13 protein-coding genes are annotated in these 17,108 nt (G+C 69.4%); 9 read left to right on the forward strand and 4 right to left on the reverse strand.

Going from position 1 to position 17,108, the window contains the following annotated elements:
- Positions 1 to 7: 7 nt before the first annotated feature.
- Positions 8 to 184, reverse strand: coding sequence for a hypothetical protein (locus G6O69_RS20165; protein WP_172305151.1), 177 nt, complete (start codon positions 182 to 184; stop codon positions 8 to 10).
- Positions 185 to 538: 354 nt separating this feature from the next.
- On the opposite strand from G6O69_RS20165, the gene G6O69_RS42275 reads away from it, so the two are divergent.
- Positions 539 to 1,513, forward strand: coding sequence for a nucleotide disphospho-sugar-binding domain-containing protein (locus tag G6O69_RS42275; protein ID WP_172305152.1), 975 nt, complete (start codon positions 539 to 541; stop codon positions 1,511 to 1,513).
- Here G6O69_RS42275 and G6O69_RS20175 read toward each other — a convergent pair.
- Complete coding sequence (locus G6O69_RS20175) at positions 1,494 to 2,387, reverse strand: hypothetical protein (RefSeq protein ID WP_346017067.1); 894 nt, start codon at positions 2,385 to 2,387, stop codon at positions 1,494 to 1,496. The genes G6O69_RS42275 and G6O69_RS20175 overlap by 20 nt on opposite strands.
- Before the next feature lie 481 nt (positions 2,388 to 2,868).
- On the opposite strand from G6O69_RS20175, the gene G6O69_RS20180 reads away from it, so the two are divergent.
- The 4 genes from G6O69_RS20180 to G6O69_RS20195 all read left to right on the forward strand — a co-directional run bounded on the left by G6O69_RS20180 (position 2,869) and on the right by G6O69_RS20195 (position 8,912).
- Positions 2,869 to 3,894, forward strand: coding sequence for a dienelactone hydrolase family protein (locus G6O69_RS20180; RefSeq protein WP_172305154.1), 1,026 nt, complete (start codon positions 2,869 to 2,871; stop codon positions 3,892 to 3,894).
- A 169-nt stretch (positions 3,895 to 4,063) separates the two neighbouring features.
- Complete coding sequence (locus tag G6O69_RS20185) at positions 4,064 to 6,412, forward strand: FG-GAP-like repeat-containing protein (RefSeq protein WP_172305155.1); 2,349 nt, start codon at positions 4,064 to 4,066, stop codon at positions 6,410 to 6,412.
- A gap of 9 nt (positions 6,413 to 6,421) precedes the next feature.
- Positions 6,422 to 8,059: a hypothetical protein gene (locus G6O69_RS20190; protein ID WP_172305156.1), complete on the forward strand. Its 1,638-nt coding sequence runs from the start codon at positions 6,422 to 6,424 to the stop codon at positions 8,057 to 8,059.
- A gap of 76 nt (positions 8,060 to 8,135) precedes the next feature.
- Positions 8,136 to 8,912, forward strand: coding sequence for a hypothetical protein (locus G6O69_RS20195; protein ID WP_172305157.1), 777 nt, complete (start codon positions 8,136 to 8,138; stop codon positions 8,910 to 8,912).
- Positions 8,913 to 9,070: 158 nt separating this feature from the next.
- Here the strand turns inward: G6O69_RS20195 and G6O69_RS20200 are convergent, their stop codons facing one another.
- Positions 9,071 to 9,865: a redoxin family protein gene (locus G6O69_RS20200; protein WP_172305158.1), complete on the reverse strand. Its 795-nt coding sequence runs from the start codon at positions 9,863 to 9,865 to the stop codon at positions 9,071 to 9,073.
- 51 nt (positions 9,866 to 9,916) lie between these two features.
- Here G6O69_RS20200 and G6O69_RS20205 point away from each other — a divergent pair, with 51 nt between their 5' ends.
- On the forward strand, positions 9,917 to 11,017 hold the full coding sequence (locus tag G6O69_RS20205) for a c-type cytochrome (RefSeq protein WP_172305159.1): 1,101 nt from the start codon (positions 9,917 to 9,919) through the stop codon (positions 11,015 to 11,017).
- Positions 11,018 to 11,041: 24 nt separating this feature from the next.
- Here G6O69_RS20205 and G6O69_RS20210 read toward each other — a convergent pair whose 3' ends face one another.
- Positions 11,042 to 12,460, reverse strand: coding sequence for a KamA family radical SAM protein (locus G6O69_RS20210; protein WP_172305160.1), 1,419 nt, complete (start codon positions 12,458 to 12,460; stop codon positions 11,042 to 11,044).
- A gap of 239 nt (positions 12,461 to 12,699) precedes the next feature.
- Between G6O69_RS20210 and G6O69_RS20215 the strand changes: the two genes are divergently transcribed.
- The 3 genes from G6O69_RS20215 to G6O69_RS20225 all read left to right on the forward strand — a co-directional run bounded on the left by G6O69_RS20215 (position 12,700) and on the right by G6O69_RS20225 (position 17,027).
- Positions 12,700 to 14,331 carry a DNA polymerase gene (locus G6O69_RS20215; RefSeq protein WP_172305161.1) on the forward strand — a complete coding sequence of 544 codons (1,632 nt, stop codon included), beginning with the start codon at positions 12,700 to 12,702 and terminating at the stop codon, positions 14,329 to 14,331.
- Between the two features lie 318 nt (positions 14,332 to 14,649).
- Positions 14,650 to 15,837 (forward strand): enolase C-terminal domain-like protein, encoded by a 1,188-nt coding sequence (locus G6O69_RS42280; protein ID WP_176396975.1) that lies wholly within the window; start codon positions 14,650 to 14,652, stop codon positions 15,835 to 15,837.
- Positions 15,834 to 17,027, forward strand: a complete 1,194-nt coding sequence (locus G6O69_RS20225; RefSeq protein WP_172305163.1) for a cyclic nucleotide-binding domain-containing protein — start codon at positions 15,834 to 15,836, stop codon at positions 17,025 to 17,027. Before G6O69_RS42280 ends, G6O69_RS20225 begins: the two co-directional genes overlap by 4 nt.
- The last annotated feature ends 81 nt before the right edge of the window (positions 17,028 to 17,108 follow it).

A 17,108-nucleotide genomic window follows, 5' to 3' on the forward strand; every position in this document is an offset into this window, starting at 1 on the left:
ATGGGGATCAGAGGGAGGCGGGGGTGCAGGGGTTCGACCACGAGAAGGTCGCGGCGTCGTGGCAAAGGCAGGACTTGTCCGCGGCCATCTTGACGGCCTCCATCTCCTCGGGGGTCAGCTTGATCTTGCTGTCGCGGGCGGGGAGCACGATCTCGGGGCGTTTGTTGGCTTCTTGCTGCAACATCTCTTTTATCTCCAGGCGTTCTTGTCTTGTCCAAAGGTGCCAGGTGTATCGACCCTAAACGTGTCAACACCGGCTTCTGGCAAATTCTGATATCACAAGACTTCGTGCTCGGAAAAGTATAAAGTGAACATTTTTTGGACAGACTTCAAGGTGTGTTCATTGTCCTGGTCATGGCCTGGCGCTCGATATGACTGGTCGTGGGGCCAGGGGCCGCTCTGCGGGCTGGTCCCCGGCCGACAGACACGTGTTAGAGGGGGAGGAGATGGCTCGCATCGCGTGTATGATCAATTGGGAGTTGGGACACTCTTACCCGACCTTGGGGCTCGCCCATGAGCTACGGGCGGGCACGAGGTCGTGTGCTTCGGGATCCCCGACGCCTGCGCCCTCGCCAGGGCCGAGGGCTTCGCCTGCGTGGAGCTGTTCGGATCGCTGTGGCCCCCGGGCTCGGTTGCCGCTCGAGGCGAGCGCCCGCGCGCGGCACAGATGATCCAGGCGGTGCGCCACGTCGAGCGCTTGTGCGATGGCGACGAGCTCCCCGAGGCGCTCGCCGAGCAAGGCGTGGCGCTGATCGTGGCGAGCAGCTACGCGCCGATCGAGAGCGCGCTGATCCTCCTGCGCTGCGCCTTGCCCATGGTCATGCTGACCACCGAGCTGCGCGAGGCCGACGAGACCGTGGGCGCTCGCTATGACCTGCGCATGTCGATCCTGTCGCGGATGCCAGGCGGCCCCGCGCTGATCGAGCGCATGCGCGGGCTGTGTCCTCCTGGGGTCGAGCTCGAGGCCTTGGGGTCGATGCTCGACGCGCTGCCCGAGGGGATCGCCTGCCCCGAGGACCTCGAGGACCTCCCGCGCGCGCGCGGGCCGGGGGTCGTCCACCTCGGCCCCTGCCTCTGCCCGCGGCGAGGTCGAGGGCAGGTCGAGGGCGGGCGGGCAAGGCCGCGGGTGCTGGCGGCGCTCGGGAGCCAGGCCAGGATGTTCCCCGAGCGCGCTCGCGAGGTGCTCGCGGCGGTGTTCTCGGCCGCGGCGCTGGCCGCCGCCGAGGGCCTGGACTGGGAGTTCGTGGTCGCGACCGCCAAGCTGGTCGAGGCGCCTGCGCAGGCCGACAACCTGAAGGTGCTCGAGTGGCTACCGCAAGCCGAGCTCTTGCCCGGAGCCGCGGCGATGATCACTCACGGTGGCCTGGGTACGGTCAAGGAGTGCGTCCTCGCCGAGGTCCCGATGGTCGTGGCGCCGCTGGGCCGCGATCAACCTGCGAACGCGCGCCGGGTGGTTCACCACGGCCTTGGTCGGGCCTTCGTCGGTTGCCGCTCTAGATCTCCTCGATGTTGAGCAAGAAGGCCCCAAAGTCTCCGGGCCCGCGACCGTCGACGACGATCGTCGGCTTGTCGCTCGGGTTGAGCTCCAAGATCAGCTCCGACTGGAGGTCGAGGTCGTTGTCGTCATTGCAGGCCAGCGGGGCCTCGTCGCAGGCGTCGAGGATGTAGAGCACCGTGTCGAAGCTGCTCCCGGAGGTGTCGACGCGGTAGGTGCCGGGGCCCGGGGGGATGAAGCGGAACAGCGCCTCGGGGGCACCCGCGCCGCCGCAGGCGCTGGCCAGCTGATCCTCGAGCTCCGTGGTGTCACCTTGGAAGAGCAAGGGCAGGGGCGGGGTCAGCATGGTCGTCTCGCACTCGGGGTCGGGGGCGACGTCGACGGTGAGCGTGAAGTTGCCGAGGCTGAACGCGTCAGCGCCGTCGACGGTCGCGGTCACCGTCTGACCCTCCTCGAGGTCGATGAGCACGCGCGACTCGAGCACCAAGAAGTTGTCGTTGCAGGCGAGCTCGCTCCCCTCACACCCGCCCTCGTTGATGTAGACGACCGTGTCGAACTCGCTGCCGGTCGTGTCGAATTCGAAGCTGCCGGTCCACGGCGCGGTGAAGCGCAAGCTGTAGTCGGGGGTCGAGTCGTCGCCGCAGCTGCCGACGGCGTCGTCGAGCAGCTCGCTGGTGTCGCCAAAGAAGATCACCGGGAGCTCGTCGCCGGCCCAGGCCTCGTCCCAGCAGCCGCCGAGAGGGTTGCGGCCGGTGTCGGTGCCAGTGTCGGTGTCGGTGCTCTCGCCAGCGTCGGTGTCGGTGTCGGTGCTCTCGCCGATCTCGTCGTCGGTGCCCTCGGTATCTTCAGTCGTGTCGACACCCTCTGTCGACGATGTCGTGTCGAGTGGCACCCCATCGCCGAGGCCGTCACCGCTCTCGCCCTCGGCCTCGTCATCGGATTCGTCATCTTCGCTACCCTCTGGGCAGCCACTCGCGAAAATTAAAGCGAGGAGCGGGGGCGCGAAAACAAACCAACGAAGCGACATACTTCCAAACACTAGCACGCCGCCATGCTATTGATCGAATGCGCGTTGTCCCCACGTGGTGATGACACGCGTGCTTTTCTTTTTCGAATCGAGCTGCTTGAATCGCGCGGTGACGATCTTTGTCAACGCCCCTCCAAAATACGTCCGCGTCCGTATAACGCCCTCTATCTTCGCGACTCTCGTCTCGCTGAGTGCATGTACTGGTGGATCCTCTAGCGAGGGCGATTCCACACAGGACGATGAAACCGCGCAAAGCGAAAGTTCACAGGGAGAAGAGGACATCGGTGATTCCAGCGATACCGGTGAGCCCGACCCCACCGATTACCACGCACTCGGAGCGCACCCGGTGGGCAACTCGAGCTTCGTGCTCGAAGATCCCGAGGCGCAGCGGGATCTGCTCGTCGAGCTGTGGTATCCCGTCGCGGAGGATGCAGCCGAGCTCGCGGAGCAAGGTCAGGACATAGAGGCCTTTGTCACCGCGGAGCCCGACGCGTCGACCTTCGCCGCCTTGGTCGACGCTGGCCCGGACGCGTGCGTGCGCAAGCAAAGTCGTAGCGCTGGGGGCCAGGCCCCGGCACTACCGCAGGATGGGGAGGCGTGGCCGACCGTGGTGTTCTCCCACTGTCACGGCTGCGCGCGCTTTTCATCCTACACCCTGGCAGAGCACCTCGCTAGCCACGGGTTCATGGTCGCGGCCGTGGATCATGCCGGGAGCACGGTCTTCGATGAGCTCGAAGACGCGCTCCCGGACATCGACGAGGACACCCTGGCCACGCGCGCGCAGGACATCGAGCGGGTCATCGACGAGCTGCTGGATCCGGCGGCGCTGAACCTGCCCGCGGCCTTCGTGGGCCTCGCCGACGGCGAGCGGCTGGGGATGTTCGGGCACAGCTTTGGCTCGGTGACCACGGGCAAGGTCTTGCAGGATGATCCGCGGGTGAAGGCGGGGGTCGGGCTGGCCGCGCCCTTTGAAAACCCGCTCTTGCCGGGGGTGACGATGGCGGACATCGACGATCCGCTGATGCTCGTGGTCGCCGTCGAGGACAACAGCATCACGGAGTTCGGCAACAACGCCATCCGTAGCAATTTTCAGGCCGCGAACACGCCGGCGTGGAAGCTGGAATTCGCGGACACCGGGCACTTTGGCTTCTCCGATCTGGCCGGGCTCTACGACTACTTCGAGGCGGGCTGCGGAGAGGGGATACGTCAGACGAATGATGAGGCCTTCACCTACCTCGACCCCTTCGTGGTCCGCGAGCTCGCCGCTGGGCGCATCGCGGCATTTTTCGGGCTTCACCTGCTCGGGGATGCGCTCGCTCGGGATTATCTGGAGGCACAAGACCCGCTCTTGGAGGTCTCCGTGCGAGAGTGAGCGCGCGCGCTCGCCCGGGTACTGCGGCGGCAAACGCTGTTCCGTGGCCCGCGGCTGCGGCGTCGGCTCGGTCCGGCGCCGCCTCGGGTCCGGCGAAACTTGAACTAGGAGCGCGCGCGAGGAGCCAGCGTGGATGCATGAGCGGCAGCGCTCGGCTTACTCTCGCGTCATGCACCGACGCGCCTTACCCTCGATCTTCGCTTGCGCCCTCCCCACGCTCGCCGTCGCCTGCGGTGACGACGGGCGCCCCGGTGACGACGAAGCCTCCGAGACGGGGCTGAGCTCGATGACCGAGTCCAGCGACGACGGGAGCTCGACGGCGGAGACGGGCGGGGGCAGCCAGGACACCAGCGACACGGGCGTGGTCTGCGAAGAGGACGAGGTGGCTTGTGAGGACACCTGCTGCGCGACGGGGGAGGTCTGCTTCGAGGGCGCGTGCGCCGATGACTGCGGCGGGGAGCCGGCCTGCGGCTCCCCGGGGGTGTGCTGCGCCGGCAGCGAGGTCTGCTACCTCGGGCAGTGCGTGGTCCCGGCCGGAGCCTGCTCCGACTACAGCTGCGCGACCAAGGACGATCCTTCGTCCTGCGACGCCGGCTACACCTGCGACGGCGATCTCGGGCTGTGCGTGCCGAGCCAGGCCGATCCCAGCTGCGAGTACGTGCCGCCGACGGCCGAGTTCAACCCGCGCCCGGAGTTCACCTGGGGGGCGCGCGCGCTGATCCAGTGCGCCGACGATAGCGTGTGCCAGACCGCCGAGGTCTGCCTCGACGGCTACTGCCAGGTGACCTGGCCGCACCTGCAGCCGGCCGACGCGATCGAGAACGTGCACGTGTCCTCGATCCCCGTGGTCGCCGATCTCGACGGCGACTGCGTGCCGGAGATCGTGTTCAACACCTACAAGTACGGCGTCGCGACCTCCGAGGGCGTGATGCGGGCGATCCGTGGTGACACGGGCGAGCAGCTGTGGTCGGTGACCGATCCGGAGTTCTACTCCGACAGCACCGCGAACCCGGCCGTGGGCGACATCGACGAGGACGGCCGACCCGAGGTCGTGGTCCAGGGCGAGACCAAGTACCTGGTGGCGATCGACGACGACGGCACGCCGCTTTGGACCTCCGAGGCGTTCGCGGGGGCCGAGAGCAGCGGGGCGGTGTCGATCGCCAACATGGACGTCCAGGGCGCCGCCGAGATCGTGTTTGGCGCGGCGGTCTACGCCAACGACGGGACCTTGCTGTGGGAGGGCGGGGCCGGCATCGGCCGCGACGGTCAGGGCCCGATCTCTTGCGTCGCCGACCTCGACGGGGACCTGCGCCCCGAGCTGATCGGCGGCAACACGGTCTACAAGACCTCGGGCAGCGTCGCGGGCGGCGACTTCAGCGGTGAGATCTGGTGGCAGGCCGAGGTCGGCGACGGGCGCTGCGGGGTCGCGGACTTCGACGGCGACGGCCTCGCGGAGGTCATCCTCGTGCGCGGCGGGCAGATCTACGCGCTCAATGGCCAGACCGGCGAGACCCTGGCGAGCTTCAACATCCCCGGCTCCGACGACCGCGGCGGCGCGCCGAACATCGCCGACTTCAACGGCGACGGGCAGATGGACATCGGCACCGCCGGGTCCACGCGCTACGTGGTCGTGACCTTCGACGGGACCACCTTCACCCAGCTGTGGTACGCGGTCACCGAGGACGACTCGAGCCGGGTGACGGGATCCTCGGTGTTCGATTTCGACGGCGACGGGCGCAACGAGGTCATTTACAACGACGAGAAGTACATCCGCATCTACCCCGGGGTCGAGCCGGACTGCACCTTGGATCCGCCGGGCCCGCTCTGCGACGGGGTCATGGACGACACCGAGGTGCTGTTCCGCGACTACAACTCCTCGCGCACGCGGACCGAGTACCCGGTGGTCGCCGACGTCGACGGCGACTTCAAAGCGGAGCTGGTGTTCTCGACCAACGCCGACATCTCCTGGGGCCGCGACGCCGGCATCGAGGTCTGGGGCGACGCCCTCGACAACTGGGTGGGCACGCGGCCAGTCTGGAACCAGCACAGCTATCACATCACCAACGTGGGCATCGACGGCACGATCCCGGTGATCGAGGAGAGCTCGTGGCTGGTCCCCGAGGGCGACCCCTACAACGCCTACCGGCGCAACGGTCAGGGCAGCTCGGACTTCTGCGCGCCGGATCTCCAGCTCTTCGACCTGCGCATCGAGGACGGCCAGAGCTGCCCGCAGCTCAACTTGAGCGTGGACGTCGCCAACCTCGGCTGCCTCGGGGTCGGGCCTGGGGTCAACGTCTCCTTTTACGAGGAGGAACTCGGCTACCTGGGCACGGTCCAGACTCAAAACCAGCTGCCGGCCGGGGCCAAGGAGACGGTCACGCTCGAGAGCGGCCAGTCCGCGGACGCCGCCACGCTCTGGGCGGTGGTCGACGACGACGGGGAGGGCGTTGGCGCGCTCAACGAGTGCGACGAGGAGAACACCTCCGAGCAGGTCCTGGTCTGCGTGCCCATCGGGTAGACTGCGGGGGTGACTCGGCCCGCGACGAGCGTGCTCCTCGGGCTGCTGGCGCTGGCATGCGTGCCGGCGACCGGCGGCGCCGAGACTTCGGCCTCCAGTGAGAGCGAGAGCGAGGGCGAGGTCGGTGACTCGGACTGCGTGATCGCCAGCCTCGGCTGCGCGTGCACCCAGGGGGGCGGCTGCGAGGCCGGGCTGACCTGCGACGCGGGCGTCTGCGTCGACCTCGGCGAGGACGAGAGCGGGGACGAGGGCGAGGAGGACACCGGCGCCTGCGAGACCCTCGGCTGCGCCTGCGACGGCTCGGAGGGCAGCTGCGCGGCGGGGCTGAAGTGTCAGGGGGGCGTGTGCGTGACCAACTCGTGCGGCAACGGGGCGCTGGACGCCAACGAGGTCTGCGACGACGGCAACGGGGCCGAGGGCGACGGCTGCGACAACGATTGCACGCGCACGGAGATCCTCGACATCGTCGCGGGCAGCTCGCACACCTGCGCGCTGATCGAGCGCGGTCGGGTGCGCTGCTGGGGCTACGGCGTGACCGGCCAGCTGGGCTATGGCGCGACCGAGAGCGTGGGCGACAACGAGTCACCGGCGGACGTCGGCGACCTCCCGCTGCCGCCCGTGGTCGCGATCTCGGCGGGGGGCTTGCACACCTGCGCGGTGATCGAGGACGGCGGCGTGCGCTGCTGGGGCTTCAACGGCACGGGCCAGCTGGGCTACGGGAACACCGAGACCCTGGGCGACGACGAGGGCCTCGCCGAGCTCGGCGAGGTCTCGCTCGGGGGCCTGACGAGCGGGCTGGCCCTGGGGGCGGCGCACAGCTGCGCGCGGATCGAGGGCGAGGCGCGCTGCTGGGGCCTCAACGGGAGCGGCCAGCTCGGCCTGGGCAACACGGCGCCGGTGGGCGACAACGAGCAGCCCTCCTCGGTCGCGCCGATCTTCCTCGGGGGAGAGGTCGCCTCTTTGTCCGCCGGCGGCAATTCGACCTGCGCGCTGCTCGTCGGCGGGGCCGTGCGCTGCTGGGGGGAGAACGGGAGCGGGCAGCTGGGCTACGGCGGCACCAAGGACATCGGCGACGACGAGACCCCCGGCAACGTCGTCGCGCTCTCGCTGATCCCCGCGGGTCAGCCCGAGGGCACGACGGTCTCGCGCCTGAGCATGGCGCTCGAGTACAGCTGCGCGCTGCTGTCGAGCGGGGCCGTGCTGTGCTGGGGCAACAACGACGAGGCGCAGCTCGGTCAGGGCAACCAAGACAGCTGGGGCGACGGCCCCGACGAGCTGCCTTCTGCGCTCGAGCCCATCGATCTCGGGACCGCGGCGGTCGGGCTGGCGACGGGCTACGAGCACAGCTGCGCCCTGCTCGACAGCGGCGCGCTGCGCTGCTGGGGCAACAACGACACGGGCCAGCTCGGCCTGGGCCACGAGGAGCTGATCGGCGACGACGAGGTCCCCGGCGACGTCGGCCCCGTGAGCCTCGGCCGCGGCGTCATCGACGTCACCGTGGGCGGCGCCCACACCTGCGTGGTGCTCGATAACCACCGCGTGATGTGCTGGGGCAGCAATCAGTTCGGCCAGCTGGGCTACGGCTTCAGCCACAACGTCGGCGACAACGAGCTCCCGACGGCGGCTGGGACCGTGGACCTGCTGTAGGCCGGGCGCCGACGAAGGCGGACGCTGCGCGCGCCTGCGTGATCGATCCATGGCCGCTGCGGCACGAACAGGGGCAATGCGCTCATCTCATTTGTTGACCCTCGCGGTGTGCCTGTCTGCGCTCGCTTGCTTGCCCAATGATCCCCCGGACGCGGGCTCCGACTCGGATACGGGCGAGGCGACGACGGACGAAGAGACGACCGGTGAAGAGACGACCGGTGAAGAGACGACCGGGGAAGAGACGACCGGGGAAGAGACGACCGGGGAAGAGACGACGGGCGAAGAGACGACGGGCGAAGAGACGACCGGGGAGGAGGAGACCACGACGGGAGGCGGAGAGCTGCACCCGCAGTGCGATATGCCCTCGCCCTCACCCCTGCCCGCGCTGCCGGCGATCAACGTCGACGCCCTGGGCGACCCGCTCTTCGCGGACTGGGAGAACATCGCCTGCGAGGGCCTCGAGATCGAGCTGTGCACCGAGGATGAGCCCTGCGGCGGGGGAGGGGGCGGGATGTGCCTATTCGGCGATATCGACGGCCAGGGGGTGTGCTCCGGGGCCGACATCGACGTGTGGTGTGACGGCGAGGGCGAGGCGATGAACTTCATGAGCTTCGCGTGCTTCGTCTGTAGCCCCGTCGAGGTCCACGCCAAGGCCTGCTGCGAGGGCCTCGAGGGCTTCGACTGCCGCGCGTGGCCCTACCCCTCGGACGGACCACCCAATTCGGTGTGTGCGCGCCACGAGGACTGCGAGCCCGGGCTGATCTGCGGCGAGCACGTGGGCTCGGGCTATGGCGTGTGCCAGTGCCCGGGGGTCGGGAGCGTGGACCTACCCAACAGCTGCTGGGGCTCCTAGGAGCCCGTGGTGAAACCCAACACGACACCTGGCTTGGTCTTTTCGCCGAAGGCTTTGTCGCCAAAACTTGCAGTACGCCCGGTACAGCGGCGTTTTGGCTTCGCGCCCTCGACAAAAATCCCGGCGCCAGGAGCCGCGCTGGGTTCCACCACGGGCTCCTAGAAGGCGTCGATGATCGCCTGCTTGACCGCGGCGTAGCCCTCGTCCGTCGACAGGTTCGTGGGCACGTCGCCCTCGATGGGCAGCGCCATCGAGAGCGTGCCGTCGGCCGCGTAGACGAAGATGTCGTCCTTGCCGCTGTCGTGCAGGCCCCAGGCGTCCTGTTCTGCCGTGTCCTGGAAGAGCGGGAAGGCGCAGCGGTCGACGAGCGCCTGCTGATCGTCCGCGTTGTCGGCCGAGACCGCGTTGATCGCGATGAACTGGGCGTCGTAGCCCTCGAGCTGGAGCTCGAGGCGCAGCTGCTCCATCTTGACGGCCTGGCTCTGGCAGTAGCTGCACCAGCCGGCGAGCATGGCGACGAGGGTGACGTGGCCCTCGAAGGACTCGAGGCCGTAGGTCTGCTCGAAGCCGCAGCTTTGCGGCTGGAAGTCGTAGAGCGCCCAGGCTGGGGCGCAGTCGGGGCAGACGGGGTCGTCGGTGTCGGCGCTGGACTCGGCGCCCGCGTCGGCGTCGGCGTCCGTCTCGGAGCCATCGATGAGCGGCGCGACGCCGACGCAGACCCCTTCTTCGCTGGTGTCGGTGTCGCTGGTCCCCGCGTCCTCCGTCGAGCCCTCGGCCGTATCGGTCGAGGTGTCGGTCGAGGTGTCGGTGGCGTCGTCCTCGGCCCCGCTCGTGGCGTCGTCCTCGGCTCCGCTCGTGGCGTCGTCGGAGTCGGCGGGCTCGTCGACGCAGGCGAGAGGGAGCAAGCACAGCGCCGCGGCCAGGACCTCGATTGTGACGAAGGACGCCTTCATGGCGCCAGTCTATCGTGGGCGACATCGGGCGTGTTAACCTGATCCACGGCCATGCCGCGCGCTGCACAGCTTCTATGGACGACCTCGCTGATCTCGCTGATCTCGCTGTTGGCCTGCGCGCCGGTGGACGAGCCGGGCGGCGAGGCGAGCGAGGGCAGCGAGGGCGAGAGCGACGCGGGGCAGATCAGCCTCGAGCACGGCATGGCGCTCTATGCCGAGTACTGCGCCTTTTGCCATGGCGAGGCGGGGGAGGGCTACGCGGCGGACAACGCCAACGCCCTCGCCAACCAGGAGTTCCTGCGCCTGGCCAGCGACGAGTTCCTGGCGACGAGCGTCCGCTACGGTCGGCCCGGGACGGCGATGTCGGCCTGGGGCGAGGAGCGTGCCGGGCCGCTGACGGCCGGTGACATCGACGACCTCGTGGCCTTCATCCGCAGCTGGCAGGAGGTCGAGGACGCCATGGTCGACGAACTCGAGCTCGATCCCAGCGCCTCGGTGATCCGCGGTGAGACCTACTACCAAGTCTATGGCTGCGAGGGCTGCCACGGCGAGCTCGGCCGCGGCGGCGAGTACATGAGCCTCGAGAACCCATGGTTTTTGACGCAGGTCAGCGACGGCTATCTGCGCGAGAGCATCACGCGGGGCCGGCCCGACACGGCCATGGCCAGCTTCGACGACCAGCTCACGGCGCTCCAGATCGACGACCTCGCCGCGCTGATCCGCAGCTGGGAGCGCGAGGTCGACAGCGAGCCGCTGCCGGCCTTCGAGCCCGACGTCAGCGACGCCGCGCTCAACCCTGGCGGCCCGGATCCGGACTTCGCGGTCAGCGAGGGGCGCTACGTCGGCGTCGACGCCGTCGCGGACGCCCTCGCGCTCGGGGCGACGATGATCCTCCTCGACGCCCGCCCGCACGCCGACTTCGTCGACGGGCACATCGAAGGGGCCGTGTCCGTGCCCTTCTTTCAGCTCGAGCAGGTGATCGACGCGCTGCCCCAGGACCTGTGGATCGTCAGCTACTGCGGCTGCCCTCACGCGATCTCGGGCCAGGCCTTCGACAGCCTGGCCGCGGCTGGGTTCACGAAGATCGCGGTGCTCGACGAGGGCTACTACGAGTGGGTCGAGCGGGGCTATCCCATCGCCGAAGGCGAGTAGGCCCATCGCCGAGGGCGAGTAGGTTCAGGCCGGCCGCGTGCGGGCGTTGCCCACGGCCTCGTCGATGATCGCCTGGTGCTGCGCCGGGTCGGCCCAGCGCGCGCGCCCGGCCTCGGGCAGCAGGTCGATGGGGTCGAAGTAGCAGTAGTAGGCGTCGGCGTCGACGTTGGGGCTGCGGTAGACGCTGACGCCGGTGGTCCGGTCGTACCAGTCGTAGGAGTGGGCGTCGCGCTTGCCACCGCCGCCGGGGGCGTCGACCACGAACACCGGGGTGTTGAAGCCGGCCGTCAGCCCGCGGACTTGCTTTTCGATCTCGGTCGCGGTCTGGACCGTGGTCCGCAGGTTCTCGACGCCCTTGACCAGGTCGTGGACGTACACGTAGTAGGGGTGCACGTTGACGTAGCTCAGGCGCTTGACCAGCAGGCCCATGGCCGCGGCGCTGTCGTTGACCCCGCGCTGGAGCACGCTTTGGTTGCGGACCGTCACCCCGCGCTCGAACAGCTTGTTCATCGCGCGCTGGCTGATCTCGGTGATCTCGTTGGGGTGGTTGAAGTGGGTGTGCAGGCAGACTTCCTTGTGCACCGCGCGGCCGCGCTCGACGAGCTTGGTCAGCGCGTCGACCCAGGCGTCGTCGGTGAGGATCTTCTGCGGCATCACGGCCGGGCCCTTGCTGGCGAAGCGAAAGCGCCGGATGTTGGGCAGCGAGAGCAGGCGCTCACCGATGGTCTTCAGGTGGTCGCTGCGCAGGTTGTAGGCGTCGCCGCCGGAGATCACGATGTCCTCGAGCTCGGGGCGCGAGGCGATGTACTCGAACGCGGCCTCCCAGCGGTCGTTGGTCGGCTTGAGGCTGACCTTCTCGTACTCGTCGGTGTCGAGGCCGACGGCGTAGCTGCGCGTGCAGAACCGGCAGTAGACCGGGCAGGTGTCGAGGGCGAGGAAGAGCGCCTTGTCAGGGTAGCGGTGGGTCAGCCCGGGGACCGGGGCGTCCTCTTGCTCGTGGAGCGAGTCGAGGTCGAGCTCGGGGTGATCGGGGAGCAGCTCGGAGCCGGTCGGGATGAACTGGCGGCGGATCGGGTCGGCGTAGGGCTCGTCCCAGTCGATCAGCGAGAGCATGTAGGGCGAGACGCGCACGGCCATGGGGGCGCGGCGGAAGCCGTCGCGCATGTCGGCGATGAAGTCCGCGCTGGCCAGGTCCTGGAGCGTCGCCAGCAGCTTGTCGACCTTCGTGACCGAGTGCTTCATCTGCCAGCGGTAGTCGAGGAAGGTGGCCTCGTCGACGTCACGGTAGGCGGGGATCCGTCGCCAGAAGTCGCCGCCGAGGAGCGCGCGGTGGTTGAGCGTGGCCGGGTCGACCGGGGGCTTGACGCGACGCACGGGCTCGGCAGCGCGGGTCTTGCCCGCAGGTACGGTGGGCAGATGTTTGTGCGTAGCGTCGTCGGTCATGGCGATCCTCCCGCAGACACCCTCGGGGAAGGCCGGGGTGCGCGTCTAGGGCGAAGGCGCAGATCACCGCAACGACAGCAAGGTCGCGGGCGCTGGCTGCGGCATGGCGAGGCGCGCGAGCTGGTCCGAGCTGCGCGCAGCTCGTAGACTCGCGTATCGCCGGCGAAGCTCAGCCGCCACGACCGCAGTGGCCCCCGCCGCAGATCGTCGCTGTCCGCGAGCGCGCGCGAGCGCAGGCGATGCTCGAGCGCATCGTCGCTCGCGGGCCCAAGGTCCTCGGCGTGGCCATGGAGCTGCGCACGCGCCAGGGCGCGCGCTTGCGCAGCGGGGATGACCATCGCGGAGCCAGCCTCGAGGCCGTGGCGATCGCCGTGCCCGAGCCCCGGGATGGTTCGGGGGAAGGGGCCACCGGGGTAAAGGGAAGCGGGACCAAAGTGCTGGTGCTCGAGCGAGACGCGCTCGCCGAAGGGGGCGTGGCCGTGCTCGAGGGCCTGTGGGCCGGCGTGGATGAGCCGCCCTACCTGGTCTTCGCCGACGCCCACCGCTCGCTCGCGCTGCTCGCGGGCGCCGGCGTGAGCAGGCCGCCCCGCTATGGCTGCGTCACGGTGGCGGCGACCTTGCTCGCGGAAGGCGCGGACCGTCGACGGGATCATCGACCCCTCGATCGCCTGGTCCGCGAACACCTCGAGCGCGAGCTCCCCGAGGGCGGGTTGTTGCTCCAGACCAACAACCACGAGCGCGTCGCGAGCGAGGCCGAGGCCCTGCTCGCGCTGCTCGAGCACATGACCCCACAGCTGCGCGAGCGTCGGCTGGCGCGGGTGTTCCAATTCGAGTGCGAGCTGCTGCCCGCGGTCGTCGACATGGAGTCGACGGGCATCGCCGTCGACGCGCCGGGCTTCGAGCGCGTGGCCTCCAGCTGGGTCCGCGAGCGCAGCGAGATCGCGGCGCAAGACGAGGCCGAGCGCGACGCGGCCCGCGTGGCTCGCCTCGACAAGCTGATCTCCACCTACCGCTGGTGGGCGCGGGACTTCGTCGATCCCGATCACCGCATCCGCTGCCGACTGCATCCCCTGGCCGCCGACTCGGGGCGCTTCGCGTGCACCGACCCCAACCTCCAGCAGGTCCCCAGCGAGCACACGGCGCCAGGCCTGCGTGGCTGCTTCGTGCCGGCCCCGGGGCACACGCTGATCATCGCCGACTACGCGCAGATCGAGCTGCGCGTCGCCGCCCACATGGCCCCCTGCGAAGCCCTGCGCGCGGTGTTTCGCGCGGGCCGGGATCCGCACCGGGCGACGGCCGCCAACTTGGCGGGTAAGCCCGAGCACGCCATCGATGCGCACGAGCGCAAGCTCGCCAAGGCCGTCAATTTCGGGTTCTTGTTTGGCATGGGCGCGCGGCGCTTTAGCGAGTACGCCCGGGACTCCTACGGCCTCGAGCTCGACGAGGCCGCGGCCGCGGGGGCACGCGAGGCCTTCTTTCGCACCTTCCCTGGCATCTCCGCCTGGCACCGCCGGATCCGCGGGCTCTCGCGGCGTGGAGATCACGAGGCGGTGACCGTGACCACGGCCATGGGCAGGCGGCGGACCTTCCCCGCGGGGCGCTTCTCCTACAACGCCGCCCTCAACATCCCCGTGCAGGGCAGCGCGGCCGAGGGCTTCAAGCTCGCCATGGTCCGTCTCCACCGCGAGCTCGCCGCGATCGGGGGACGAGGCGTGCTCGTGGTCCACGACGAGTACCTCGCGGAGGTCCCGAGCGCGCGGGCCGAGGAGGGCAAGGCGCTGGTCGAGCGCGTGATGATCGCGGCCATGGCCGAGCTGATCGACACGGTCCCGATCGTGGTCGAAGCCGAGATCGCCGAGCGCTGGAGCTAGTGTGCGCGGCAGAGGACTTGAAGGGTCCCAGGCGCCGGACCGCCGGTTGCTGACGAGGCGCGAGGAGGGAGTTTGTCGGGCACAAATGACTGACGAGCAACGAAGTCAGCGGCCGGTGCTCCAAGCCTGGGGCCCTTCAAGTCCTCTGCCGCGCACACTAGGAGCCCATGGTGCTCGGACCGCTCTAGTTTTCACGATGCCCCGTTTGGGGCAGACCTCGGGTGGAGACCTCGCGTTGGGGGGCCAAGAGCGTGCCCGTGAGGCGTTTTGGTGTATCAGCGTCAGGTTGAGATGTGATAGGTATGGTTGGTGTTTTCCGTGGTGAGCTCCGAGTCGACGCAATGTGTCGACATTCGCGGCCGGGCGCTTTCGATACCTTTCAAGGTCGCCTTCGAGCAGGCGTCCGCGCGGCGGCTGGGCTCCGAGGCGGTCTTCGTCCACGCGCAGCGCGGCGAGTTCGTCGGTCGCGGGGAGGGCTGCCCGCGGGTCTATCAGACCGGTGAGACGCTCGCGGAGGCGGTCGCCTGGATCGCCGATAACGCGGCGCTGTGGCGCCACTGGCTCGATGATCTCGACGGCCTGCAGGGCTTCGTCAACCGCTCGGGCGCGCTCATCGACCGCCACCCAGCCGCCTGGTGCGCCATCGAGACAGCCGTCTTGGATCTCTTCGCGCGCGAGGCGGGGCTCGGCGTCGAGGCGCTGCTCGGCCTGCCCGAGTGCCCGCGCCGCTTTCACTACACCGCGGTCCTCGGCATGCGTCCACCTCGCATGCTCCTGGATCGGATTGGGACGATGTCGCTTTGCGACTTCAAGATCAAAGTCGGCCGCGACCTCGAGCGCGACCGCGAGCTGATCGCCCACGTCCGCCAGCGTCTACCGGGCGCGCGGATCCGCCTCGACGCGAACAACGCCTTTGGCCACGACATCGAGGGCGCGCTGCTTCATCTGAGCAAGCTCGACGGCTACTGGGCGGTGGAGGAGCCCCTGCTCCGCGGTCGGCCCGAGGCCGTCGCGCTGATCGCCAGGGCGCTCGATGTCCCGGTGATCCTCGACGAGGCGATCTTGACATTGGAGGATTTCGAGCGCTTCGCGGCCCTCGATGCCGAGTGGATCTTGAACCTCAAGGTCTCGCGGGTCGGCGGAGTGCTGCGCGCCCTCGGTCTGGTCCGCGCCGCCCGGGAGGCGGGCTGGGGGATCATCGTGGGGGCGCAGGCGGGGGAGAGCTCGCTGCTCACGCGGGCGGGTCACCTGGTCGCGCGGGCGGCTGGTGGATCGCTGCGTGCCATGGAGGGGGCCGTGGGCACGCACATGTTGCATTGGGAGCCGAACGCACCGAGCTTACGCTTTGGACGCGGCGGCTGCCTCGACCTCGACGACTTCGAGTTGGAGCAGGCAGGATGGGGGCTGCGCGAAGACGGGGCGCCGCCCGAGCCTGTCGCGCAGGGGTCGAGCATCTTCAGCCCCACCTCGCTGCGCGCCTCGTCCCTCGAAGGAAGCATGCCTTGACTCGGCTCGACTACGCCCGCGTCCAGCTCGAGCTGCTCACGCGCCGCTTCGAGGCCTTCGAGATCGAAGACCCGCGCGACTACGCGGCCTGCGTGGAGATCATCGACGAGGTCCGGCGCTGGGAGCTGCGGCGCATGGCTGGGCGCAGCGCCCTGGAGAGCTCGGGCTTCGACGAGCAGCGCGCGCGCACGATCATGCTGGCGGTGCGCGAGCGTCGAAGCGGCGAGATCATCGGCGCCGTCCGGGGCGTGTTCGGGGAGAGCGTCGCCGACGACCCGGAGGCCCACCGCGAGTATCGCTTCGACCTGCTCCCGCAGGAGCTGCTCGTGCACACGGGCATCGCCGCGCGCATGGTCATCCGGCCGAGCTACCGCAAGAGCGCGGCCTCCTTGGTGCTGACCCGCAAGCTCTACGAGATCAGCCTGCGCAGGTACGGCATGCAGCTGTTTTGCGTGTCCTGCGAGCCGGCGCTGCTCGGGCTCTACCAGCGCATGGGCTACCGGCCCCTGGCGCGGGTCTGGGCCAAGCCCGGCGGAGGCTATCGCGTGCCCACGCTGCTCGCCGGCTACGACGAGGCGGGCATGGCAGAGATCGGCTCGCCGCTGCTCTCGGTGCTGCGCGAGGTCCCGCGCCCGTGGCCGCGCGAGGGCCTGGAGTGGTTCGAGCGCGTCGCGCCCCAGCTGCCCCGGGACTGTGGGGTCCGCTACTGGAACCCCGAGCTCGACGACCCCCTGCTCACCGACCTGAGCGCAGACATGTCGACCCGCGGCCGCCGCGAGCTGCTGACCAACGCGGTCTGCGTCGACGGTCGGCCCGGGGACCTCGCCTTTTGCGAGGGGGACGGCGTGCGCGGCGTGGCGGTGGTCCTGGCCGGGGCCGTCGAGGCCCGCCTCGATGGCCGCCCGCTCGCGCAGCTCGGCCCCGGAGAGGTCTTTGGCGCCGTCACGACCACCCTCGATCGTGTCCGCCACGCCTCGCTGGTCGTGCTCCGCCCCGACACCCGGCTGCTCTTCTTGTCGCGCTCGGCCTTCGAGCGTGTGCGCGACGCGGACGACCGCGCAGCGCTGTGGCGCAACGTCGCCCGGACCCTCGCGGGTCGAGTGGTCAGCGCGACAAGGGCGACGCAGCCCAGCGCGGCGCTCGAGGAGCTCGGCCAGCGGGTCGCGCCGCCTGGCGGGGGAGAGTGTTAGCCTAGGAGCCCGTGGTGAAACCCAACACGACACCTCGCTTGGTCTTTTCGCCGAGGGCTTTGTCGCCAAAACTTGCAGTAC

The sequence above is a fragment of the Pseudenhygromyxa sp. WMMC2535 genome, from assembly GCF_011083025.2.